This window comes from Natronomonas salsuginis, assembly GCF_005239135.1.
GTDB classification, from domain to species: domain Archaea; phylum Halobacteriota; class Halobacteria; order Halobacteriales; family Haloarculaceae; genus Natronomonas; species Natronomonas salsuginis.
This window is the reverse complement of the sequence record NZ_QKNX01000002.1, coordinates 408,195-422,343: the sequence shown is the minus strand read 5'-3', so window position 1 is coordinate 422,343 and position 14,149 is coordinate 408,195. Positions and strand designations below refer to the sequence as shown.

Annotated in this window: 14 protein-coding genes; 6 read left to right on the top strand and 8 right to left on the bottom strand. The window is 66.3% G+C overall.

Annotated elements, in window-relative coordinates; genetic code table 11:
• The first annotated feature begins 15 nt into the window (after positions 1-15).
• The 3 genes from DM868_RS06885 (at position 16) to DM868_RS06875 (ending at position 3,097) form a co-directional block, all read left to right on the top strand.
• A complete protein-coding gene (locus tag DM868_RS06885; RefSeq protein WP_170964442.1) occupies positions 16-1,167 on the top strand; it encodes an iron-containing alcohol dehydrogenase family protein in 1,152 nt (383 codons plus the stop codon).
• A 55-nt stretch (positions 1,168-1,222) separates the two neighbouring features.
• On the top strand, positions 1,223-2,146 hold the full coding sequence (locus DM868_RS06880; protein WP_137276129.1) for an NAD(P)-dependent oxidoreductase: 924 nt from the start codon (positions 1,223-1,225) through the stop codon (positions 2,144-2,146).
• A gap of 69 nt (positions 2,147-2,215) precedes the next feature.
• Positions 2,216-3,097, top strand: coding sequence for a 3-hydroxyacyl-CoA dehydrogenase family protein (locus tag DM868_RS06875; RefSeq protein WP_137276128.1), 882 nt, complete (start codon positions 2,216-2,218; stop codon positions 3,095-3,097).
• Between the two features lie 246 nt (positions 3,098-3,343).
• On the opposite strand, the gene DM868_RS06870 is transcribed toward DM868_RS06875, so the two are convergent.
• Both DM868_RS06870 and DM868_RS06865 read right to left on the bottom strand, forming a co-directional pair.
• Positions 3,344-4,240 (bottom strand): alpha/beta fold hydrolase, encoded by an 897-nt coding sequence (locus tag DM868_RS06870; protein ID WP_137276127.1) that lies wholly within the window; start codon positions 4,238-4,240, stop codon positions 3,344-3,346.
• Positions 4,237-4,620, bottom strand: a complete 384-nt coding sequence (locus DM868_RS06865; RefSeq protein ID WP_137276126.1) for an SCP2 sterol-binding domain-containing protein — start codon at positions 4,618-4,620, stop codon at positions 4,237-4,239. The genes DM868_RS06870 and DM868_RS06865 overlap by 4 nt, the downstream gene beginning before the upstream one ends.
• A gap of 94 nt (positions 4,621-4,714) precedes the next feature.
• On the opposite strand from DM868_RS06865, the gene DM868_RS06860 reads away from it, so the two are divergent.
• Positions 4,715-5,368 carry a cyclase family protein gene (locus DM868_RS06860; protein WP_137276125.1) on the top strand — a complete coding sequence of 218 codons (654 nt, stop codon included), beginning with the start codon at positions 4,715-4,717 and terminating at the stop codon, positions 5,366-5,368.
• A gap of 12 nt (positions 5,369-5,380) precedes the next feature.
• On the opposite strand, the gene DM868_RS06855 is transcribed toward DM868_RS06860, so the two are convergent.
• Both DM868_RS06855 and DM868_RS06850 read right to left on the bottom strand, forming a co-directional pair.
• Positions 5,381-6,583, bottom strand: a complete 1,203-nt coding sequence (locus DM868_RS06855; protein ID WP_137276124.1) for an MFS transporter — start codon at positions 6,581-6,583, stop codon at positions 5,381-5,383.
• 39 nt (positions 6,584-6,622) lie between these two features.
• Positions 6,623-7,438, bottom strand: coding sequence for an enoyl-CoA hydratase/isomerase family protein (locus tag DM868_RS06850; protein WP_137276123.1), 816 nt, complete (start codon positions 7,436-7,438; stop codon positions 6,623-6,625).
• A 103-nt stretch (positions 7,439-7,541) separates the two neighbouring features.
• Between DM868_RS06850 and DM868_RS06845 the strand changes: the two genes are divergently transcribed.
• Positions 7,542-8,432 carry an NAD(P)-dependent oxidoreductase gene (locus DM868_RS06845; RefSeq protein WP_170964441.1) on the top strand — a complete coding sequence of 297 codons (891 nt, stop codon included), beginning with the start codon at positions 7,542-7,544 and terminating at the stop codon, positions 8,430-8,432.
• Positions 8,433-8,442: 10 nt separating this feature from the next.
• On the opposite strand, the gene DM868_RS06840 is transcribed toward DM868_RS06845, so the two are convergent.
• The 4 genes from DM868_RS06840 to DM868_RS06825 form a co-directional block, all read right to left on the bottom strand.
• A complete protein-coding gene (locus tag DM868_RS06840) occupies positions 8,443-9,762 on the bottom strand; it encodes an MmgE/PrpD family protein (protein WP_137276121.1) in 1,320 nt (439 codons plus the stop codon).
• 88 nt (positions 9,763-9,850) lie between these two features.
• On the bottom strand, positions 9,851-11,449 hold the full coding sequence (locus DM868_RS06835; RefSeq protein WP_137276120.1) for a long-chain-fatty-acid--CoA ligase: 1,599 nt from the start codon (positions 11,447-11,449) through the stop codon (positions 9,851-9,853).
• Between the two features lie 78 nt (positions 11,450-11,527).
• The gene (locus DM868_RS06830) at positions 11,528-12,304 is read right to left on the bottom strand and encodes an enoyl-CoA hydratase/isomerase family protein (RefSeq protein ID WP_137276119.1); all 777 of its coding nucleotides are present in this window, start codon (positions 12,302-12,304) and stop codon (positions 11,528-11,530) included.
• Positions 12,305-12,385: 81 nt separating this feature from the next.
• The gene (locus DM868_RS06825; RefSeq protein WP_137276118.1) at positions 12,386-13,588 is read right to left on the bottom strand and encodes a CaiB/BaiF CoA transferase family protein; all 1,203 of its coding nucleotides are present in this window, start codon (positions 13,586-13,588) and stop codon (positions 12,386-12,388) included.
• Positions 13,589-13,788: 200 nt separating this feature from the next.
• Here DM868_RS06825 and DM868_RS06820 point away from each other — a divergent pair, with 200 nt between their 5' ends.
• Positions 13,789-14,124, top strand: coding sequence for a HalOD1 output domain-containing protein (locus tag DM868_RS06820; protein WP_137276117.1), 336 nt, complete (start codon positions 13,789-13,791; stop codon positions 14,122-14,124).
• Positions 14,125-14,149: the final 25 nt, after the last annotated feature.

The following is a 14,149-nucleotide window of genomic DNA, read 5'->3' as shown; positions in this document are numbered from 1 at the left end:
ATCCCACCGGAACGTATGTCACTGCTTGACCAGGCGTTCGACCTTCGCGGTCCGGACGCGCTCCGCTTCGGTCGTGGACGGGTGGCGGAAACGGGCGACTGCGCCGCGCGATTCGGCGACCGGGCGTTGCTCGTGACCGATCCCGGCGTTCGGGCAGCCGGGCTGGCCGAGTCGGTCGTCGACTCGCTCGAAACCGCCGGACTGGACGTCGAGATCTTCGACGGGATCGAGTCCGACCCGTCCGTTTCGGTCGCGCATGCCGCCGCCGAGGCGGCCGCCCAATCCGACGTCATAGTGGGGCTGGGCGGCGGGAGCCCGATGGACGTGACGAAAGCCGCCGCCGCGACCGTCGCGTCCGATCGCTCCCTCCTCGAACTGCTCGAATCGGACGATCCGCTCGCGGACAGCGCGCCGACGATTTTGCTGCCGACGACGTCCGGAACCGGGAGCGAGGTGTCGCCGGCCGCCGTCCTGTTCGACGACGACGGCGAGAAGCGAGGGCTCATCGATCCGGTACTGTTCGCCGACGTCGCCCTCGTCGATCCCGACCTCTCGATGCAGTTGCCGTCCCGGCTGACCGCCGGCACCGGCCTCGATGCGTTCGCCCACGCGGTCGGTTCGTACATCTCGACCGATTCGAACGAGTTCGCCGACGCGCTGTGTCTGCGGGCGATGGACCTGGTCGAGACGCACCTCCGTGATGCCACCTTCTACGGCGGCGATGCTCCCGAGGCGCGCGTCGGGATGTCGATGGCCGCCACGCTGGCGATGTTGGGCCGCGTCAACGGCGGGAAGTCGGCGATCCACTCGGTCGCCTACGGCGTCGGCGCGCTCTACCACGTCCCGCACGCAGAAGCCATCGCCGCGGTCATGCCGGCGGTGCTCGAGTACAACGCGCCCGCCGCGCTCGATCGGTTCGCCTCTCTCGGCGACCGCCTGTACGACGCGTCCGGCTCCAGGCGACACCGCGCCGCGACGTTCGTCGCCGGCGTCCGATCCCTGCGCGACGACGTCGGGTTCGACGGCGACCTCACTGCACTCGGCGCGGCGGAGGGCGATCTCGACGCGCTCGCGGAAGCATCACTCGCCTCCGAACGACACCTCCGCGCCAGCCCCCGCTCCATGGACGTCGACGACGCCCTCGAACTGCTCTCGGAGTTGCTCTGAGGATTCCGTCGCGTCGCAGGCGAATCTTTATCCTCCACCGTAAGCAAGCAGATCCATGTCACAACCGACCGTGGGAGTCGTCGGGCTGGGTCGTATGGGCAGCGCGATGGCCGGCCACCTCCTCGATTCGGGATTCGACGTTCGCGGCTACGACGTCGTCCCGGAGGCTCGCGAGCGGGCCGCCGAAGGGGGTATCGAACCGTATCCGAGCGCGGCCGACCTCGCCGCAGCGAGCGACGTCGTCCTCACGTCGCTCCCGAACCCGGACACCGTCCGCGAGAGCTACCTCGGCGAGAACGGGATCGCTGCGGGGGCGGACGACCTCGTGGCGATCGAGGCGAGTACGATCGATCCGGCGACGACCGAGGAGGTCGCACTCGTGGCGGCCGAACGGGGCGTCACGCTGATCGATTCGCCGGTTTCGGGCGGTCCGGAGGGTGCCGCGTCGGGGACGCTGACGATCTTCGTCGGCGGTGCCGACGACGCCGTTTCGAGTCCGCCGGCCAAACCAGTGCTCGATGCGATCTCGAACAAATCGTTCCACGTCGGCCAGTCTGGAGCCGGGCACACCGCCAAACTGCTCAACAACGTGATGTCGATGGGCAACCTCATGTTGGCGATGGAGGCCGTCTCGCTCGGGACCGAGCGCGGGTTGGACGGCGAACGGCTCCTCGAGGCGCTTCGAAACGGCGGCGGGTCCTCGAACCAGTTCGAAAAGCGGATGCCGCGCGCGCTCAACCGAAACTTCGACCCCGGGTTCCCCGTCTCGCTCGCCCGCAAGGACATCGGGCTCGCCCTCGACACCGGCGAGGACACCGACCATTCGATGCCGGTCACCGCGATCATCTATCAGCTGTACACGAAAGCGATCTCGGAGGGATACGGCGACGAGGACGCCGTCGCCGTCGCGAAGCTCTTCGAGAGTGACGAGCTGATCGAAGCCGGCGAGCACGTCGATGAGTCCTACGGCGGGTACTGATCGGCGACCCGAACGCCGCCGGCCGCTGACGAAAAAGGTTTTGTCCCCGTACGGAAAGTATCGAGACGTATGCAGATAGCAGTTCTCGGTGCCGGGACCATGGGTCACGGTATCGCTCAAGTCAGCGCGATGGCCGGCCACGAGGTCGTCCTCTACGACATCGAATCGGAATTCGTCGAGGACGGGCTCGAACAGATCGAGGCGAACCTCGAGGACGGGCTCGAACACGGCGTCGACCGCGAGACGATGGAGGCGACGCTCGACCGACTCTCCGGAACGGCGGATCTCGAGGACGCCTGCGGCGGCGCGGACCTCGTCATCGAGGCCGTCCCCGAACGGATGGAGCTCAAACGCGACACGTTCTCCGACGTGGAGGCGATCGTCGACGACGACGCGATCATCGCGACGAACACGTCGTCGCTTTCGGTCACCGAGATCGCGTCGGTACTCGATCGCCCCGAGCGCGCCGTCGGCATCCACTTTTTCAACCCCGTCCACATCATGCCGATCGTCGAGGTCGTCGTCGCGGCCCAGACCGACGACGACACGCTCGCGACGGCGATCGCGTTGGTCGAGGAGATGGACAAAGAGCCGGCCGTCGTCCGCGATTTTCCCGGCTTCGCGTCCTCGCGACTCGGTGTCACGCTGGGCGTCGAGGCGATGCGGATGGTCGAACAGGGCGTCGCCTCACCCGAGGCCATCGACACGGTGATGGAGATCGGCTACAACCACCCGATGGGGCCGCTGAAGCTCACCGACGTCGTCGGGTTGGACGTTCGACTTGACATCCTCGAATACCTCTCCGAGGAACTCGGCGACCGGTTCCGACCGCCGCAGATCCTCAAGCAGAAGGTCCGCGCCGGCGAGACCGGCAAGAAGTCCGGCGAGGGATTCTACGTCTGGGAGGACGGCGAGGCGGTCGGCGTGAGCGAACTCTGGAGCGACGAGTGATACTCGGTCGGTTATAAACGGCGGCGGGGCTCCGCGAACGAGCTGCCCATTTATAAACGTGCCTCAGAGAACCGCGTCGATCGGGTCTCGACGGTGGCTCGTTTATATATGGGGCGCGGACGCGACGCGAGAAACGAGCGAGCGACGCTCGATCATTTATAACTGAACGCCGTCCATCGGCGCTCAGAGCGGCCTGAAACACTTATATATCGAGTCGAAACGCTCGATGGCGGTTATAACCGCAGCTCACTCCGCGGCGACCGATTCGAGCGCGGGCAGCAGGTACTCACGGAACGCCGAGGGATTTTCGACCATCGGGAAGTGGCCGAGGCCGTCCATGATCTCGACGGTCGCGCCGTCGATTTCCTCGGCGACCGATCGGGTGTCCTCGGGGAGCGCGGAGTAGTCGTACTCCCCGGTGAGTAAGTGGACCGAACAGGCGTCGGTGTCGATCTCGGTGATCTTCTCGCGCCCGTCCCAGTCGGTCGCGTAGAAGTACAGATCGCCCGTGTAGACGCCCGGGCCGCCTTGGGCGTACACCCACCAGCTCTCCCGCTTGAACCGGTCGGGGCTGTTCGGGGCCTGCAGCCCCTCGGCCCACTCGCCGCGGACCACCTCGGCGTTGATCGACGGATCGCCCAGATACCCCAGATCGCGCTTCGGGGCGAACGCGGTCGATTCGACGCCGACGACGCCGCAGAACCGGTTGGCGTGCGCGTGAGCGAGTTCGAGCACGATCGCCCCGCCCATCGAGCATCCGAGCACCGCCGGTTCCGGCTCCTCGATATCGAGCGTCTCCACGACGGAGACGATGTGGTCAGCGTACGCCTCCGTCGTCAGCCGGTACGCGTCGTCGCGCCAGTCCGTCCGCTCGTCCATCGGCGGGAAGGAGCGTCCGTGCCACGGGAGATCGAACGCGTAGACGGTGAACCGATCCAGTATCTCGGGATCGTTCAGGACGTGCCGCCACTGTCTGGAGTCCGCCCCCGCGGTGTGCAGACAGACGAGCGGTCGCTCGCCCGATCCCGCCCGCTCGTAGTAGATCCGGTGGGGGCAGTCGTCCACGTCGATCCAGACGTACCCGCCCTCGATCGGTTCCTCGGTGCCGTGGTCGCGGATCGCGCCCGGCTCGTGGTCGCTCATCTGGTTTCGACCTCCCGGAAGGCCGCCACCAGCCGCTTCAGCGGGCGGAGGTGTCGCATCGCGAGCCGGAGGTCGCCCTCGATAACGAGGTCGGCCTGCAGCCACGCGCCGATCAGGTCGTGGTGTCTCGGCGGCGGCGTCTCCGCGAGCATCTTCTCCCACGTCTCCTCTGGTGCGCGCATCGCGACGTCCCACGTCTCGTACTCCGGATCGCCGAGGACGGTCACGTGACCGTCAGCAAACGCCGCGGCCGTGTCCGCGCCGTCGACGCCGAACACGACCGTCGCCTCGAACGCCTCCGAGACGCGACCGAACCCGTCGTCGTCGTTGACTCGCGGTGCCGCGTCCCGTAACCAGTCTTCGGATAGTACCGTCGCCATATCGTCGTCTCGCCGCCACACCTAATACCTCTTTGGCCGCACGAGCGACCGCGCCGGAGGAAGGTTTATTTCCCGTCCAGAACGTGCTTAGGGTATGCCACAGTGGTACGATCTCTCACAGGACTTCTACGAGGGGATGCCCCACTCGGTCGTCCATCCGTCGCCGGCGTTCGAGACGCTCAGCTGCGTCGAAGAGGACACGTTCAACGTCACGCAGTTCACCGCGGTCACCCACGTCGGGACGCACATCGACGCGCCGAAGCATTTCGTCCCCGGCGGGAAAACGATCGACGAGCTGCCGCTGGAGACGTTCGCCGGCGAGGGCGTCGTCGTCGACGTCTCCCGCGAGGAGCCGACCGAGATCACGCTGGAGCAGTTTGAGGACGCACCCGGCGACGTCGAGGACGGCGACATCGTGCTCGTTTACACCGGCTGGTGTCACAAGTACGGCGACGACGACTACGACCCGCACCCGTGGCTGTCGACGGAGGTCGCGGAGTACCTCGTCGAGCGCGACGTCGAGTTGATGGGTCTCGACACGATCACGCCCGACCTCGCGAGCCCGTTCCGCGAGGAGGGGTGGACGGAGTATCCGGTCCACCGGACGCTGCTCGAAAACGACGTGTTGATCGCCGAACACCTCGGCGGGCTCGACGCCGTCGCCGGCGAGCGCCTCGAAATCTACGCGTTCCCGCTGAAGATCAGAAACGGCGACGGCGCGCAGGCGCGCTTCGTCGGCCGATTGTAGCCCTCTCCGAACTCACGGTTCGGGGACGATCCACGCCAACGCGACGCCGAGGACGGCCAGTCCGAACGCGTAGCCGAACGTCGGCAGGTACGCGCCGGTCCGCTCGATGAGCCAGCCGGCGATCGCCGGGGCGCTGAAGCCGCCGGTGAACGACGCCATGGTCAACACGGCGATGGCGCTGCCCGCCACGAAGTCGTCGACCAGTTCGCGGACGTGCGTGTAGAACAGACCGATCCCCAACTGAACGAAGTACCCCGAGAGCACCATGAGCGCGGCCAGTACGGGTGGCGTCTGGGCGATCGAGACGACGACGACGAGCACCACCGTCACGAGAAACGCCCCGAGCGGGACGGGTCGTCGCCGGCCGCCCAGCCACCGATCGGAGATGACGCCGCCGCTCGTCCGCGCCAGCACGCCCATCGCCGGGAACAGGGCGACGAGCACCCCCGACTCCGCGATACTGAAGCCGAGCTCCGTGGAGAGGTACGTCGGCATCCAGCTGTTGAAAAAGAGGTTCAACGAGTAGGCGACGAAGGACATGAGCGCGACGACCCACACGCCGCGGTGGGTGAAGACGTGTCTGAAGTCGCTGAGTCGGGGGGTTTCGCCGGCCTCGGCGACTGATGCGGTGCGGTAGCCGGCGACCGCGAAGAGGACGAACGACGCGCCCGTCGCCGCCCCGAACAGGAGGAAGTTGGATTCCCAACTCGCATACCCCGAAACGAACGGCGGGACCGCCTGGCCGACGACGTATCCGAGCGGTGCGCTCGCGGTGTATATCCCCGTCGCCGTCGCCGCCCGTCCGCCCGCGAACGCCGCGCTGACGATGGTCGCGCCGGCCGTCCACGTCATTGCGATGCCGATGCCCATCAACAGTCGCGAGAGCGTCAGCTGGACGTAGGCTCCATCTAGCGCCGTCTGCCAGCTCCAGACGCCGGAGGCGACGACGAGCGTCGTTCCGGCCAGCAGGACCACCCGGTTGTCGAACCGATCGAGCGTGAGCCCGACCGGTAGGGCCATGACCGCCGGCGACAGCAGCGTCAGACTCACGAGCCAACTGGCCTGTGTCGGTCCGATACCGATGTCGTCCATGATGAGCGTCAGCACGCTCGCGGGCATGATCTGCAGCGCCGAGACGAAAAGCGACAGCAGGAACGTCCCGAGCAACACCCCGTAGGGGCCACCGATCGCGCCGAGCCGATGGCTACCGCTCACGACGTCCCCCCATCCGTCACTCTGCGATTCACTCTGCGCTCACTCTCCGACGAACTCCGCCTCGCGCTTCTCGTCGAACGCCTGTATCGCCTCGTGGTGATCGCGCGTCTCGTGACAGGTCCGCTCGCCGTCGATCGCGTGGGCCAGCGCCGTCTCGATCGACACCTCGAAGGACTCGTTGACCATCCCCTTCGCGGTGCCGATGGCGACGGTCGGGCCGTCGGCGAGCCGTTCGGCGAACTCGAGGGCGGCCGACAGCACGGCCTCATCGTCGCCGTCGATCGCCTCTCGCGCCAAGCCGAGGTCCGCGGCTTCCTCGCCGCCGATCGGATCGCCGGTCATGATCAGTTCCTTCGCGCGCGCTTCGCCGATCAGCCGCGGGAGGAGGTAACAGCCGGCGTCGGGGACCAACCCGACGTTGACGTACTGTTGGGCGAGCTCGGCGTCTCGGCCGACGACCCGGAAATCACAGGCCAAGGCGAGATCCATCCCGCCGCCGAAGGCGTAGCCGGCGACCGCGGCGACGACGGGCAGCTCGACCGCCCGAATCGTCTTCACGATCCGGTGGGTTTCGTGGGTCGATTCGAGGAGCGTGTCGACCGAGCCGACGCCCTCCTCGTCGCTCAACTCGAGGTACGTCTCGATATCCATCCCCGCACAGAAGGCGCGCTCGCCCGCACCGGTGAACACCGCCGCTCTGGTGTCCGGATCGGCGTCGAGATCGTCGAAGAGATCCGCGATCGCCGCCGCCATGGAGGGTGAATACGCGTTGAGCCGATCCGGCCGGTTGATCGTCACGATCGCGATCGATCCTCGATGGTCCAGATCGACGTACGGTGTGTCGGATTCTACCATGTTCGCGGTACCGTCCCGGGGGCTATTAAATTCGGCCCTCGAACCGCTCCCCCGAACCGGAATCGATCCAAAGGATCATACGACCGCACGACGTGGGTGCGGCATGGTCTCAGTCGGCTTTATCGGACTCGGAAACATGGGCGGACCGATGGCGAACCACCTCCTGGACGCGGGCCACGATCTGACGGTCTACGATCTCGATCCCGACGCTCGCACGGCCCTCGCCGACGCGGGTGCCGAGGTCGGGGAGCGTCCGGCTGACGTGGCGGCGAAGAGCGAGGTCACCTTTCTCTCCCTGCCGACGCCGGACGCCGTGCGGGCGGTCGTGTTGGGCGACGACGGCGTCGCGTCCGGTATCGAATCCGGATCGGTGCTCGTCGATACGACCACCTCGACGCCGGGGACGACGGAAGACGTCGCCGAGGAACTCGCAGAGCGGGACGTGACGGTGCTCGGCGCACCCGTTTCCGGCGGCGTTTCGGGAGCTCAAGACGCGACGCTCACGACGATGGTCGGCGGCGACCGCGCGACCTACGACGCGTGTCTGGAGCTGTTTTCGGCGTACGCCGACGACCCCTATCACGTGGGCGATTCACCCGGCGACGGGAACGTCGTCAAACTCCTGAACAACTACCTCTCGTTTCTCGGGATGGTGGGCGCATCGGAGGCCGTCGCGCTGGGGGAGCGCGCGGGGCTCGATCCGAACACAATGGTCGATATCTTCAGCCGGTCGACCGGTCGAAACGCCGCCGTCGAGGATAAGTTCCCGAATCAGATCATCCCCGGCCACTACGACCTCGGCTTCTCGCTCGCGCTCATGCACAAGGACATCAAGCTGTTCTCGCGGTTCGCCGACGAATCCGACGCCCCCGTTCTGCTCGGCGACACCGTCTCGAACATGATCGGCTACGCCAAGGCCGACCTGGGCGGCGAGGCCGACATGAGCGAGGTGTACAAGTTCATGCAGCGGTGGATCGAACCGGACGACGACTGATCGGTCCAACTCACAACGCGTCGAAAACGTCCGAAACGCTCCCGCCCTCGGCGAGCCCCTCGATCGCCGCCGCCAACGGTTCAGCGTCGACGCTCGTCGGGGCGACGCAGCTGTCGAACTTCCCCCTGAGTCGCGACTCGCTTGCGGGATTGTCGGGGCTTCCGGGGGCGGCGGCGGCCGCCTCGAACGTCTCGCCGTCGGTCGTCTCGACGGTCACTCGGCCGCCGTACCGGCCGAGCCCCTCGATCGCCGCTTCGTCGTAGACCGCCTCGACGGTTTCCATCGTCTCTCGCGTCTCGGGGGCCGTGACGTACTCGTCGGTGAACTCCTCGAGCCCGGCCTTCCCCGACCGCAACACGGCGGCGAGACAGAACTCGATGGAGAACTTGGCTTCGAGCGCGTCGTCCGGATCGCTGTGGATCAACACCTCGCGACCGCCCGGGTGCATCGTCGCGGTCATCGAGGCGACGCTCTCGGGCGACAGTCTCTCGCGCTCGCGCAGTCGCCGCAGCGCCTCCATCGAGCCGTGCGTGATGTGCGCCGAGGCGAAGAGCTTCAGCGCGATGTCCGCGACGCCGGACAACTCGTCGCCGACGAGTTCCGACGGATCGAACGCCTCGCCGGCCATCGCTTCCCCGTAGCCGCTCTCGCCCCCGAGCGCGTTCTCGTGCGCCGTCGCGCCTTCGCGCGCGAGCAAGGCGGCTCTGAGTCCAGCGCTGGCGGCGAAGCCGGCGTGTAGCGGCTTCGTCGTCGTCCCGAAGTTCTTTCGCAGCCCCCCAGCCGACGAGGCCGCGATACCGATCGCGTTCCGGAGTTCGTCCTCGTCGAGGTCGAGGACAACCGCGGCGGTAGCGGCCGCCCCGATCGGTCCGACCGCCGCCGTGCTGTGGAACCCTCTGCCGTACTGCGTCGGGAAGACGCTCTTGCCGACGCGGTGGAGCACCTCGACGCCGACCGCGTACGCGCGGAGGAACGCTTCGCCGTCGGCGTCGGCCAGTTCGCCGGCCGACAGCGCCGCCGGTGTGACGACGGTCGTCGGGTGCAGCGGGAACGCCGAGAAGGTGTCGTCGAAATCGAGTGTGTGGCCGAACGCGCCGTTGAGTAAACACGCGCGCTCGGGGCCGGCGGTCGTTCCGTCGAACGTCATTGCGCTTCCATCGGCGGGCGACGCCATCGCATACGCCCGTAGAACGTCGCCGGTGTCGCCCGTTGCGCCGCGAATCGCGGCGCCGATCCAATCGCGCACGGCGCGGATCGACCGCTCCGTGAGCGCCGAGTCGAGTTCGTCGGTCGATACGACGAGGTCGACGAGATCGTCTGTTTCGGTCATCGACCGTGTGTTTCCAGCGCACCGGCTTAAATACGGAGGATCGAAAAATCTGACTCACGCGCGGTCGATCGACGACGGTCCGCCACGATTATCCGCCGCCGATCATGCGGTCCTCGTCGTCCCACTCGCGCTGGCGCAGAACGTGCTTTTGGACCTTGCCGGTCGCGGTCGTCGGCAGTTCCTCGACGAACTCGACCGCGGTGGGCGCTTTGTAGCTCGCGAGCACTGACTTACAGTGGGCGATCACGGCCTCCTCGGTGAGATCCGCGCCCGGTTGGAGGACGATGAGCGCCTTCGGCGTCTCGCCCCACTCCTCGTGGGGAACGGGGATGACCGTCGCCTTCGAGACGCCGTCGAGGTCGTAGATCGCGTCCTCGAGTTCGATCGAGGAGATGTTCTCGCCGCCGGAGATGATCACGTCCTTCTTTCGGTCTTTGATCGTCACGAAGCCGTTCTCGTCGACGGTGCCGAGATCGCCGCTGTGGAACCACCCCTCGACGCGATCGTTGAACGCCTGCTTAGTCTCCTCGGGTTTGTTCCAGTAGCGATCGAAGACGAGATTGCCCTTCAGGATGACCTCGCCCATCGTCTCGTCGTCGCGGGGGACGTCCTCGCCGTGCTCGTCGACGACGCGCATGTAGTTGCCCATCGCGGGGATACCCTGTTTCGGCTTGATCTGCATTCGACCCTTCTCTTTGATCCGACGCGGCGAGTGACTCGTCGTGTACGGGCCGGACTCGGTGTGGCCGAAGAAGTGGAACAGCTCCCAGCCGAAGTCGTCCTCGACGGCCTCGATGGTCGCGGCCGGCGGGGGCGCACCGGCGGTCGAGATCGTCACCGGGTTCGCCCCCGAGGAGACGAGATCGTCCGTCTCGCGGTTGTGTTCGAGCAGCCGGTTCAACACGGTCGGCGCGCCCGACAGGTACGAGACGTCGTACTCGCGGATTCGCTCGAAGGCCTTCTCCGCGGAGAAACTCCGCAGACAGACGTGCGTCCCGCCGGTCCCGGTGACCATGTACAGCGCGCCCCAGCCGTGGACGTGGAACATCGGGAGCGTCCACAGATACACGCCGTCGTCCTTGAACTCGGCGTTGTACGCGTGGTTGACGGCGTTCAAGAAATCGGTGCGGTGCGAGCGGACGACGCCCTTCGGATCGCCGGTCGTCCCCGAGGTGTAGTTGATCGCGGCGGGGTCCGTCTCGGCGATATCGGGGCGCTCGGGCGGTTCGGGGGAGTGCTCCGCGAGGAGCGCCTCGTAGTCGAGCCACTCGCCGTCGGCCCGGTCCGCCTCGTAGCAGACGAACGCGTCGGTCGGCACGTCTTCGCGGATGTCGGCGATCAGGTCGGCGTACTCGTAGTCGACCATTGCGACCGTCGCCCCGCTGTCGGAGAGCAGATACTCGTAGTCGTCCGGAACGAGTCGGTAGTTCAACGGCGCGACGACGGCACCGAGCTGTTGGGTCGCGAACACCGTCTCGATGTACCAGTGGGTGTTTGGGCTGATCGCCGCGACCCGGTCGCCCTGTTCGACGCCCAGCTCGGCGAGGGCGTTCGAGAGCCGATTGACGCGTTCGGTGAGCTCGCCGTAAGTGTACTCGGTGCCGTCGTCGGCGACGACGCCGACCACGTCCGAGTAGTACTCCTCGGCACGATCCAGAAAGGACGGAGTGACGTTTGGGACGTTCATGTGCGGGTGTGCGTCTGTGTATGGTGGTATGTTCGTACTTGACTATTCCGGTGGTCGCATCCGACCGCTGTCGCCGGGTTACTCCCCATCGTAGGCCCATTCGGGATCGCGTTTTTCCAGTTGCGCCTCGACGCCCTCACGCATCCACGGCCCTTCGCCCGTCTCGTGGGCGACCCGCTCGGCGTGGGTCAGCGCTGCCGACGGCGACATCTCCGTGCCCTCGTAGACGACAGACTTGATCCGCGAGAGGATCTCGGGGCTGTGCGACTTCAGCGCTGAGAGCACCGACTCGACCTCCTCGTCGAGTTCATCGGCCGGGACGGCGCGGGCGACGAGCCCCAGTTCGGCCGCGCGCTTTCCGGTGATCGGCTCGCCGGTCAAGAGCAGATCGAGCGTCTTGTTCAGCCCGACGGTCCCCGGCAGCAGGGCGGGGCTGAAGTGGTTGACGATACCGAGGTTCACCTCGGGTTGGCCGATCTGTACGTCCTCCGCGGCGACGACGATGTCGGTGTGCAACACGAGATCGAAGCCGCCGCCGAAGGTGAACCCGTCGACCTTCGCGACTGTCGGCGTGTCGAGGGTGACCATCCGCGTGAACAACCGATCCCAGCTCTCGGTGAACGGTTCGAGCTCGAAGTCCAGATCGACGACCTCCTTGAGATCGCCGCCCGCCGTGAACGCGCGGTCGCCCTCGGTTTCGAAGAGGACGGCTCGTACGTCCTCATCGTCCTCGTAGTCTGACAGTCGCTCGATGATCGCCTCCTTCGTCTCGAGATCGATCGAGTTGAGCGCCTCTTCGCGTTCGATGCTAATTCGTCCGATACCGTCGGCGACGCTGAATGTGGCGTTAACCATACACAGGGGTTAGCAGGGAATGATAAAAAGCCATCTTTCCCGTTCTCCTCGGTCGATTCGCCGGATACGGGGCTGCGTCGACTACCGCTCCGGCTCGGTCGTCACGCCGTCTTCGAACATCGATTCGATCGTCTCGCCGTCGATGTCCAGCTCCGCGAGCAGCTCCGCGGACTGCTCGCCCAGCCCCGGGTGCTCCGAGCGAACGTAGTCGTGATCGCCCTCGGGCCGGATCGGCGTGTTGACGACGGGCACGGATTCGTCCTCGGTCTCCATCTCCGTCACCATCTCGCGGTGTCGGACCTGTGGATCGTCCCAGACCTCGCCGACATCGTTCACCGGGGCGACCGGGATCGCCTCGGGATCGAGCCGATCGAGCCACTCCTCGCGGGTGCGCTCGGCGAACGCCTCAGCCAGCGCAGCGCGGATCTCCGCGCTCCGTTTCCCCTCGGGGAAGTGATCGTCGGGGTTCGCGTACTCCTCCAATCCGAGCGCCTCACAGGTCGCCTCCCAGAACTTGTACTCCATCGCTCCGAGCGTGAGGTGGCCACCGCCGGCAGTCGCGTAGACGGCGTAGCAGGGATACTTGCCGGCGGGCATTGTCCCGCCCCGCTCCGGCGGCGAGGCGGTCTCGTCGAAGACGTAGGGGGCGTACAGCGTGAGCCACGAGACGATGATGTCGGTCATGGCGAGATCGAAGTACTCGCCCTCGCCGGTCGCCTCGGCGCTCCGGAGGCCGACCATCGCGCCGATCGTCGTCATCATGCCACCCGCGAAGTCGGCGACCGGTATACCGGGGATGACCGGGTCCTCGTCGGGTTCGCCGGTCATGTGGAGCAGCCCGCCGATGCCGATGTAGTTCACGTCGTGGCCGGCCCACTGCTCGTAGGGGCCGTCCTGGCCGTACCCCGACAGCGAGCAGTAGACGATGGATTCGTTGCGCGCTTTGACGGACTCGTAGTCGATGTTCAGCCGCCCGACCACGCCCGGTCGGAACCCCTCGACGATCACGTCGGCGGTTTCGGCGAGCTGCATGAACGCCTCGTGGCCGCGCTCGTCCTTCAGATCGAGCGCGATGCTCCGTTTGTTGCGGTTGAGCATCGCGAATATCCGGCTGTTGCCGTCGGCGAGTTTCGGCTCTTCTTCGCGGTAGTAATCGCCCATTCGGGGCTCTTCGATCTTGATCACGTCCGCGCCGAGATCGCCGAGAAGCTGGGTCGCATACGGACCGGGCAGCAGCCGCGTGAGATCCAACACGCGAACGCCTTCCAGTGGTAGTCGTGTCATCAGTTGCCCCTTTGTGCGATGGGTAATTAAGGCCTCGCTCGGCTCGACGTTCTCGATGTTCGGGAGCTATCCGCAATCGAGACGTTCACGATGGGAACCCCTCAGAAGTGCCGATACGCCCCGAAACGGGTGCTACCGATGCTTTCGGCTCGCGAGACGCGAACGGTATTCTCTTAACGGAGTCCCCGCTATCACGCGATATGACGATGGCAGACCGGATCGTCCTTCGTGGCTGCACACCGGTTCTCGACACGGAGTACGACAAATCGAACAACGAACTACCATCCGAAGTCGTCGTCGACGCGGTCGCGACCGCCGCCGGCGTCGACCCGCTCGATCTTCCGCCGCTGTACGAGTTCGTCGATCCCGACGCGCTCAACAATCTCTTCGACAACCACGGCGGAGATACGAACGCGCTTCTCAGCTTCACGATCGACACGTGGAACGTCTTCGTTCGCGCCGACGGGAAAATCCGTGTCTGCGATGTGACTCGTCCAACGGACCCGGAGCCGGTCTTCGACGGTACCACGGTCTGAATCCGACGAACCGTCGACCGGATCA

Bases quoted from the DNA above. Each gene is read 5' to 3' on its own strand.
- DM868_RS06845 (WP_170964441.1), top strand. From the start codon at position 7,542: ATGGTCTCAGTCGGCTTTATCGGACTCGGAAACATGGGCGGACCGATG.
- DM868_RS06830 (WP_137276119.1), bottom strand. From the start codon at position 12,304: ATGGTTAACGCCACATTCAGCGTCGCCGACGGTATCGGACGAATTAGC.
- DM868_RS06870 (WP_137276127.1), bottom strand. From the start codon at position 4,240: ATGAGCGACCACGAGCCGGGCGCGATCCGCGACCACGGCACCGAGGAA.
- DM868_RS06820 (WP_137276117.1), top strand. From the start codon at position 13,789: ATGACGATGGCAGACCGGATCGTCCTTCGTGGCTGCACACCGGTTCTC.
- DM868_RS06835 (WP_137276120.1), bottom strand. From the start codon at position 11,449: ATGAACGTCCCAAACGTCACTCCGTCCTTTCTGGATCGTGCCGAGGAG.
- DM868_RS06880 (WP_137276129.1), top strand. From the start codon at position 1,223: ATGTCACAACCGACCGTGGGAGTCGTCGGGCTGGGTCGTATGGGCAGC.
- DM868_RS06840 (WP_137276121.1), bottom strand. From the start codon at position 9,762: ATGACCGAAACAGACGATCTCGTCGACCTCGTCGTATCGACCGACGAA.
- DM868_RS06860 (WP_137276125.1), top strand. From the start codon at position 4,715: ATGCCACAGTGGTACGATCTCTCACAGGACTTCTACGAGGGGATGCCC.
- DM868_RS06825 (WP_137276118.1), bottom strand. From the start codon at position 13,588: ATGACACGACTACCACTGGAAGGCGTTCGCGTGTTGGATCTCACGCGG.
- DM868_RS06875 (WP_137276128.1), top strand. From the start codon at position 2,216: ATGCAGATAGCAGTTCTCGGTGCCGGGACCATGGGTCACGGTATCGCT.
- DM868_RS06885 (WP_170964442.1), top strand. From the start codon at position 16: ATGTCACTGCTTGACCAGGCGTTCGACCTTCGCGGTCCGGACGCGCTC.
- DM868_RS06850 (WP_137276123.1), bottom strand. From the start codon at position 7,438: ATGGTAGAATCCGACACACCGTACGTCGATCTGGACCATCGAGGATCG.
- DM868_RS06865 (WP_137276126.1), bottom strand. From the start codon at position 4,620: ATGGCGACGGTACTATCCGAAGACTGGTTACGGGACGCGGCACCGCGA.